This window comes from Thiobacillus sp. 65-1402, assembly GCF_001897685.1.
Lineage (GTDB): Bacteria > Pseudomonadota > Gammaproteobacteria > Burkholderiales > Thiobacillaceae > Thiobacillus.
In genome coordinates, this window is record NZ_MKUG01000112.1 from 1 (window position 1) to 7,801 (window position 7,801).

The window sequence follows — 7,801 nt, forward strand, 5'->3', positions numbered from 1 at the left end:
CTCCGTGGGGAAACACAGACTGTGACGCCGGATCGTCCTTCAAGTTTACCCGGCCATGCCGGTTGAGCAGGCGGCCCTCGGCGAACCAGCGGATCGCCTGCGGGTAGATACGGTGCTCCTGTTCCAGCACCCGCGCGGCGAGGTCGGCGGCCGTATCGTCCGCCCGCACCGGTACCGCGGCCTGGATGACGATGGGACCGTGATCCAGCTCGGCGGTGACGAAATGCACGGTGCAGCCGTGGATTTTCACGCCTTCCGCGAGGGCGCGTTCGTGCGTCTTCAACCCCGGAAAAGCGGGCAGCAGCGAGGGGTGGATATTCAGCAGGCGGCCCTCGAAGCGCGCGATGAAGGCCGGGCTGAGGATGCGCATGTAGCCCGCCAGCACCACCAGGTCGGGGCGGTGGCGTGCAATCTCGTCGGCCAGCAGGGCGTCGAAGGCGGCGCGATCGGGATGCTCGGTGTGGTCGAGCGCGACGGCGGTCAGGCCGCGCTCACGCGCGTAAGCCAGTCCCGCCGCCTGCGGGCGGTTGCCGACGACCGCGACGATATCGATCGGCAGCTGCGCCTCGGCGATCGCACGGAAATTGCTGCCGCGCCCCGACAGCAGGACGACGACGCGGCAACTCACAGATAAAGCACCTGCTCCGCGCCATCGGGGCGCGCGACGATTTCGCCGATCTGCCACACGGTTTCGCCGCTCGCCTGCAGATGCGCCATCGCGGCAGCGGCGTCCGCGGCGGCGACGACGACGCACATGCCGATGCCGCAGTTGAAGGTGCGCAGCATTTCATCCGGCGCGACGTTGCCGGCCTGCTGCAGCCAGTCGAACAGCGGCGGGCGCGTCCACGCGGCCTGGTCGATCCGGGCCGCCACGCCTTCCGGCAGGCAGCGCGGCAGATTGCCGGTGAGGCCGCCGCCGGTGATGTGCGCCATGCCCTTGACCGGCAGCTTCTCCAGCAGCGCCAAGAGCGGCTTGACGTAGATCCGCGTCGGCTCCATCACGGCGTCGGCGAACGGGCGCCCGTGGAAATCCGATTTCAGCCCGATGTGGCTGACGTCGATCAGCTTGCGGATCAGCGAATAGCCGTTGGAATGCGCGCCGCTGGAAGCGAGTCCCAGCACCGCGTCGCCCGGCACGACCGACTGGCCGCCGATGACTTTCGATTTTTCCACCACGCCGACGGCAAAGCCGGCCAGGTCGTATTCACCCTCGGCGTACATGCCGGGCATCTCCGCCGTTTCGCCGCCGATCAGCGCGCAGCCGGCCTGCTCGCAGCCCTGCGCGATGCCGGCGATCACCGCTTCGGCGGTATCGAGGCTGAGCTTGCCGCAGGCGAAGTAGTCGAGGAAGAACAGCGGCTCGGCGCCCTGCACCAGGATGTCGTTGACGCTCATGGCGACGAGGTCGATGCCGACCGTGTCGTGGCGGTTCAGCTCGAACGCGAGTTTCAGCTTGGTGCCGACGCCGTCGGTGCCGGACACCAGCACCGGCTCCTTGTACTTCTTCGAGATCTCGATCAGCGCGCCGAAGCCGCCGATGCCGGCCAGCACTTCGGGGCGCATGGTGCGCCTGGCCAGCGGCTTGATGCGTTCGACCAGTGCATCGCCGGCGTCGATATCGACCCCGGCATCTTTGTAGGAAATGGAAGACACGCCCGGCTCCAGAATCAAAAAGTGCGTTATTTTACCGTCTATGCACACGATCCGGCCGTTCAACATCCCCTGGTTCGCACTCGCCTTCCTGCTCGTCGCGGGCGGCCTGCTCTACCTGCTGGGCCCCATCCTCACGCCGTTTCTGGCCGGCGCCCTGCTCGCCTACATATTCGACCCACTGGTCGACCGCCTGGAGGCGCGCCGCATTCCGCGCGCGGCCGGCACCGTGATCGTCATCCTGCTCGCCGGGCTGGTGCTGTCCGCGCTGCTGCTGGTGGCGCTGCCGCTGTTCCAGGGGCAGTTCGTCGAGCTTTCCCAGCGCATCCCCGCGGCGCTCGACCTGCTGCAGACCCGCTTCCTGCCGTGGCTGCAACAGACTTTCGGCAGCACCGTCCAGTTCGACCTCGCCACGCTCAAGACCTGGCTCACCGAGCAGGCCACGCAGAACGGCGCCGCCTGGCTGCCCACCCTGCAGACCGGCGCGCTCGCCGTCGTCGGCGTGCTGGCCAACCTGCTGCTGATCCCGGTGGTGATGTTCTACCTGCTGAAGGACTGGGACATCATGGTCGAGCGCGTCGCCGCGCTGACGCCGCGCGGCTGGGCGGCGACGCTCCACCGCGTCGCCCGCGCGATGGACGCGGTGGTCGGCGAGTTCCTGCGCGGGCAGCTGGCGGTGATGGCCACCCTGTCCATCTATTACACGCTGGCGCTGTGGGCGGCGGGACTGGATTACGCGCTGCCGATCGGCATCCTCACCGGCGTGCTGTCCTTCGTGCCCTTCCTCGGCTTCGGCCTCGGCATGGTCCTCGCGCTGCTGGTCGCGCTGCTGCAGTTCGCCGACTGGACCGGGGTGGCGTGGGTCGCCGGCATCTACCTCGCCGGCCAGGTGCTGGAAAGCTACGTCGTCACCCCGCGCCTGGTCGGCGAGCGCGTCGGCCTGCACCCGGTGGCGGTGATCTTCGCGCTGGCGGCGTTCGGCCAGCTGTTCGGCTTCGTCGGCGTGCTGCTGGCGGTGCCGCTGGCGGGGGTGCTGCTGGTCACGCTGCGCGAACTGCGCGCCGCATACGAGGCCAGTGACTTCTATCGCGGCGGCTATAATGCCGGCTCTTCCGACCCCGCCCCGCCCGCCATGTCCGCTCCGCTTCTCGAGTCCCGCATCACGTCGCTCCCGCTCGTTCACAAGGGCAAGGTGCGCGACATCTACGCCGTCGGCGACGACCGGCTCCTGATCGTCACCACCGACCGCCTGTCGGCGTTCGACGTCGTGATGCCGACGCCGATCCCCGGCAAGGGCGAGGTGCTCACCCGCGTCTCGGCTTTCTGGTTCGACAAGCTGAAAGCCATCGTGCCGAGCCAGGCGCTCGACATCGCGCCGGAATCGGTCGTCGCGGAAAACGAACGCGACCAGGTCGCCGGCCGCGCCATCGTAGTGAAAAAGCTGAAGGCGCTGCCGGTCGAAGCGATCGTGCGCGGCTACCTGGTGGGCTCGGGCTGGAAGGAATACCAGTCCAGCCAGTCGGTGTGCGGCATCGCGCTACCCGCCGGCCTCATGCAGGCCGACCGCCTGCCGCAACCGATCTTCACGCCATCGACCAAGGCCGCGGTCGGCGCGCACGACGAGAACATCAGCTTCGACGAAATGGCGGCGCTGATCGGCGCCGACCTGGCCGCCCAGGTGCGCGACGTCAGCCTTGCGCTGTACAAGGCGGCGGCGGAGTATGCGCTCACCCGCGGGATCATCATCGCCGACACCAAGTTCGAGTTCGGCCTCGACGAGACAGGCCGGCTGGTGTGGATCGACGAGGCGCTGACCCCGGATTCGTCGCGCTTCTGGCCGGCCGACCAGTACCGCCCGGGCAGCAACCCGCCCAGCTTCGACAAGCAGTTCGTGCGCGACTGGCTGGAAGCCAGCGGCTGGAACAAGCAGGCGCCGGGGCCGGCGTTGCCGGCCGAGATCGTCGGCAAGACCAGCGAGAAATACCGCGAGGCGATGACGCGGCTGCTGGGCTAAGCGTCCCCTCCTACACGCAAACCGGCCCACATACATACGGTAGGAATGGACCTGTTCCCGGCGCCTGCATGGCGTTACCATGCAGGGCTAAGCAGCTGGCGTTCCGCCTTTCGTCCGGGCAGGCGGCGCGCGCCGTTTCCCCATTCAGCACAAGAGATTTAGAGTCATGATCTACGAAGACTTTGCAAGCGCTCAATCGTTTTTCCTGTGGTCGATCTTTGCGATTGCCCTGATCATGGGCGCCGTCGTCAACAAGACCAACTTCTGCACCATGGGCGCGGTCTCCGACTGGGTCAACATGGGCGACACCGGCCGCATGCGCGCCTGGGTACTGGCCATCGCGGTCGGCGTGCTGGGCGTGATGGGCCTGGAAGCGGCCGGCCTGGTCAACGTCACCAACACCTTCCCGCCCTACCGCCAGACCAATTTCGTCTGGCTGGAAAACGTGCTCGGCGGCGTTCTGTTCGGCGTCGGCATGACGCTTGCCTCGGGCTGCGGCAACAAGACGCTGATCCGCATCGGCGGCGGCAACATCAAGTCGGTCATGGTGCTGCTGATCATCGCCGTGATTGCCTATTTCATGATCAACCCCTTCCCGGGCAGCGACAAGACCCTGTATTCCACCCTGTTCTATTCCTGGACCAATCCGACCGCGGTCGCGCTCTCCACCAACCAGGATCTCGGCGCGATGCTGTTCGGCGACAACGCCGCCACCGGCCGCATGCTGGCGGGTGGCGTCATCGGCGGCCTGCTGCTGGTGTGGGCGTTCAAGTCGGCCGAATTCCGCACCAGCTTCGACAACATCCTCGGCGGCCTCGTGGTCGGTCTCGCGGTGCTCGCCGCCTGGTATGTCACCAGCAACATCGCGGTGAACGCCGACGGCGAAATGATGTCGCTGCAGTCCTACGTGCAGGACTGGGACCTGTATGCGCCCGCCGATGCGGTCAGGCCCGCCGCCGCCGGCCCGCTCGCCTCGCAGTCCTTCACCTTCATCAACCCGATGGGGCAAACCCTCGGCTACGCGGCGAGCGGCTTCGACCGCACCCTGCTCACCTTCGGCATCATGGCGCTGGCGGGCGTGATCGCCGGCTCCCTGCTGTGGTCGCTGATCTCGCGCAGCTTCCGCATCGAATGGTTCGCCTCCGGCCGCGACTTCTTCAACCATCTGGTCGGCGCGGTGCTGATGGGCTTCGGCGGCGTGCTGGCGATGGGCTGCACCATCGGCCAGGGGATTACCGGCTTCTCCACCCTGGCGCTGGGCTCCATCCTCACCTTCATCGCCATCGTGCTCGGCAGCGCCGTCACCATGAAGGTGCAGTACTACAAGATGGTGTACGAAGCCGACGCCACCTTCCTCAAGTCCTTCATCACTGCGCTGGTCGACCTCAAGCTGCTGCCCGCCGGCATGCGCAAGCTGGAAGCGGTATAAGTCCGGTACAGCTTCCTTGCCCAGCAAAAAGCCCCGCCATGAGCGGGGCTTTTTGCTGGGCGGCAGCGCCGGGCGCGCTATTTCAGCGTCGCGGCGAGGAAGTCGGCCACTGCCGCCACCATCTCGGCCTCATGCCCGGTGAAGAAGTGGTCGGCGCGGGCGATCATCGTCTGCTTCGAAGCGGCCGCAGCCAGGCTTTGCTTGCGCTTGCCCGCATTCGCCAGCACCGCCGGCAGATCGTTGTCGCCGTACAGATCGAGAATCGGCAGTTTCAGGCCGGCGTAGTCGTCCACCGAAATGCCCAGGCTGGCCCACGATTTCACCGCCGGATCGGGTTTCCCGGCCAGGTAACCGCGGCTCATGCGCGAGCCCATGCTGTGGGAGACAATGGCCAGCTGGGTGTAGCCCTTGGCCTTGAGAAATTCGACCGCCTCGGCGATGCGCTCGGCCGCCTCGGGGAAGGTCGGCGCATAGGCCTCGCTCTTGGCGTCGGCCGCCAGCACCGGCATCTGGATCGACAGCGTGGCGAATCCGCGGTCGGACAGTTCGGTGCGCAGCGTGCCCACCATGCCCCAGTCGGGATGAATGCCCATGCCATGGACGACAACCGCCGCCTTGTCGGTGTCGGCCACCGGCGTGAACAGCGCAAGGAATTTGCGATGCCCGCGCGGGGTTTGCAGATAGACCGGATCGCCCACCACCAGTCCGGGCACCACCTCGTCCGCCCATTTCTTCTCGCGCGCATAATCCGCCGCCGGTTCGGCGGAAACCGCCAGGGAAAACAGCGCCGCCACCCCGGCCAGCAGACCCAACAACAGGTTTTTTTTCATCTCTCCACTCCTAGACGTTAAAGTTCGCATTCGGCTTGCCCGATATTTCAACGAAACTGCGGTTTTATCAACAATTTCAGGGTAAGAACAATGACTGCCAAGCCGCTGCGCATTGTGCCATCCTCCGTGCTGCCCGCCCCGGAACGCGACACGCGCCCGCGCGGCAGGGCGCACGTGGTGATCGTCGACGATCGCAGCACCGCCCGCAGCCTGCTGGAAGGCCTGGCACGCACGCTGGAGCCGGGCGTCATCGTGGAAAGCTATGCCGACCCGCAGGATGCGCTGGCGCAAATGCAGCTTGCCACGCCGGATCTCATCATCACCGACTACCGCATGCCCGGCATGGACGGCATCGAATTCACCCGCCGGGTCCGCGCCGAACGCCGCCTGGCCGATATACCCATCCTCATCGTCACCGTAGTGGAAGACCGCCAGGTCCGCTATCAGGCGCTGGAAAACGGCGCGACCGATTTCCTCACCCGGCCGATCGACCCGCAGGAATGCCGAGCCCGCTGCCTCAACCTGCTGGCGCTGCGGCGCAGCCAGAAAATGCTGAACGACCGCGCACTGTGGCTGGAAGAGCAGGTGATGCAGGCCACCCGCGAAGTGCGCACGCGCGAACGCGAAACTCTGATGAAGCTGGCCAAGGCAGGCGAATATCGCGACCAGGAAACCGGCAACCACATCGTCCGCATGGCGAAGTACGCCCGCCTGATCGCCGAGGAGCTCAAGCTCTCCGCAATGGAATGCGACGAGATCGAAGCCGCCGCGCCGATGCACGACATCGGCAAGATCGGCATCCCCGACGTGGTTCTGCTCAAACCCGGCCGGCATACCCCGGAGGAGCAGAAAATCATGCGCCGCCACCCGCTGATCGGCCACGAGATACTCGACGGCAGCCCGTCGCGCTACCTGCAGATGGGCGCGGTGATCGCGCTCGGCCACCACGAAAAATTCGACGGCAGCGGTTACCCGCAAGGCCTGGCCGGCGAGAACATCCCGCTGCCTGCGCGTATCGTGGCGGTGGCCGACGTATTCGACGCGCTCACTTCCGACCGCCCCTACAAGCGCGCCTGGTCGTTCCAGGACGCGCTGAACTACATCCAGTCGGAAAGCGGCAGGCACTTCGACCCTGCCTGCGTGCGCGCCTTCGAGTTGCGCATCGATGCCGTGGCGGCCATCATGCGCGACCTGGGCGACGCGCCCGGCTGAATCTGTCCATGTTGAACCGGCTTTCCCGTCCCGCTTTTGTCGAACGCTTGCAAAGGCGGGTCCAGGCACGCCCGGACACCGAGTTTCAGCAGGCATTGATCCGCCTGTGCATTGTTGCCGGCTTCTATCTGTATTTCTCGCTCGGCGGCCCGGGACACGGCGCCACCCTGTCCGAGCAAGTCCATTTTCTTGGACTGAGCTTCACGCTGGTTTCCCTTGCCCTGCTGATCGGCACGGTCGTCGATCCGGGCGTCTCCGTGCTCCGTCGCGGCGCCGGCATGCTGCACGACTTCACCGTCGCCACCTACATGCTGGCCATCTCGAACGAAACCGGGGCGCCCATCGTCGCCATCTACCTTTGGGTCACGCTGGGCAACGGTTTCCGCTATGGCGTGCCGTATCTGCTGGTTTCGATGCTGGCGTCCGCGGCTGGATTCGTCGTGGTTTACCAGTTCAATCCCTTCTGGCACGCACATACGCCACTCTGGTGGGGCATGTGGCTGATGCTCATCGTCGTCCCGCTTTACACGTCCAGCCTGCTGAAACAGCTGCACGGCGCGGTCAGGCGGGAAAAGGAGGCCAACCAGGCCAAGTCGAGCTTCCTCGCCAACATGAGCCATGAACTCCGCACGCCGCTCAACGGCGTCATTGGCGTGGCCGATCTGC

7 protein-coding genes and 1 pseudogene are annotated in these 7,801 nt (G+C 66.2%); 5 read left to right on the forward strand and 3 right to left on the reverse strand.

Annotated features, from left to right (window positions below; all coding sequences use genetic code 11):
• Both purN and purM read right to left on the reverse strand, forming a co-directional pair.
• Window positions 1-628 (reverse strand): phosphoribosylglycinamide formyltransferase (gene purN / locus BGO62_RS09320; protein ID WP_296641642.1); only part of this gene is annotated, 628 nt, incomplete at its 3' end.
• On the reverse strand, window positions 625-1,653 hold the full coding sequence (gene purM, locus BGO62_RS09325) for a phosphoribosylformylglycinamidine cyclo-ligase (protein ID WP_296641644.1): 1,029 nt from the start codon (window positions 1,651-1,653) through the stop codon (window positions 625-627). The genes purM and purN, both read right to left, overlap by 4 nt.
• 40 nt (window positions 1,654-1,693) lie before the next feature.
• Between purM and BGO62_RS09330 the strand changes: the two are divergent.
• From BGO62_RS09330 to BGO62_RS09340, 3 genes and pseudogenes are all read left to right on the forward strand, one after another.
• Window positions 1,694-2,695 (forward strand): annotated as a pseudogene (locus BGO62_RS09330) (AI-2E family transporter); the annotation flags it as partial.
• 87 nt (window positions 2,696-2,782) lie between these two features.
• Window positions 2,783-3,664 (forward strand): phosphoribosylaminoimidazolesuccinocarboxamide synthase, encoded by an 882-nt coding sequence (locus BGO62_RS09335; RefSeq protein ID WP_296641654.1) that lies wholly within the window; start codon window positions 2,783-2,785, stop codon window positions 3,662-3,664.
• 166 nt (window positions 3,665-3,830) lie between these two features.
• Window positions 3,831-5,093, forward strand: a complete 1,263-nt coding sequence (locus BGO62_RS09340) for a YeeE/YedE family protein (RefSeq protein WP_296641646.1) — start codon at window positions 3,831-3,833, stop codon at window positions 5,091-5,093.
• A gap of 77 nt (window positions 5,094-5,170) precedes the next feature.
• Here the strand turns inward: BGO62_RS09340 and BGO62_RS09345 are convergent, their stop codons facing one another.
• Window positions 5,171-5,923 (reverse strand): DUF3530 family protein, encoded by a 753-nt coding sequence (locus BGO62_RS09345; protein WP_296641648.1) that lies wholly within the window; start codon window positions 5,921-5,923, stop codon window positions 5,171-5,173.
• Between the two features lie 90 nt (window positions 5,924-6,013).
• Between BGO62_RS09345 and BGO62_RS09350 the strand changes: the two genes are divergently transcribed.
• Together BGO62_RS09350 and BGO62_RS09355 are read left to right on the forward strand one after the other, a co-directional pair.
• Complete coding sequence (locus BGO62_RS09350; protein ID WP_296641650.1) at window positions 6,014-7,135, forward strand: HD domain-containing phosphohydrolase; 1,122 nt, start codon at window positions 6,014-6,016, stop codon at window positions 7,133-7,135.
• An 8-nt stretch (window positions 7,136-7,143) separates the two neighbouring features.
• On the forward strand, window positions 7,144-7,801 hold a 658-nt coding region (locus tag BGO62_RS09355; RefSeq protein WP_296641652.1), incomplete at its 3' end, for a histidine kinase dimerization/phospho-acceptor domain-containing protein.

What these genes read in the sequence shown, in the direction of transcription:
- BGO62_RS09345 (WP_296641648.1), bottom strand. Translation starts at nt 5,923, where the DNA reads ATGAAAAAAAACCTGTTGTTGGGTCTGCTGGCCGGGGTGGCGGCGCTG.
- BGO62_RS09335 (WP_296641654.1), top strand. Translation starts at nt 2,783, where the DNA reads ATGTCCGCTCCGCTTCTCGAGTCCCGCATCACGTCGCTCCCGCTCGTT.
- BGO62_RS09340 (WP_296641646.1), top strand. Translation starts at nt 3,831, where the DNA reads ATGATCTACGAAGACTTTGCAAGCGCTCAATCGTTTTTCCTGTGGTCG.
- BGO62_RS09350 (WP_296641650.1), top strand. Translation starts at nt 6,014, where the DNA reads ATGACTGCCAAGCCGCTGCGCATTGTGCCATCCTCCGTGCTGCCCGCC.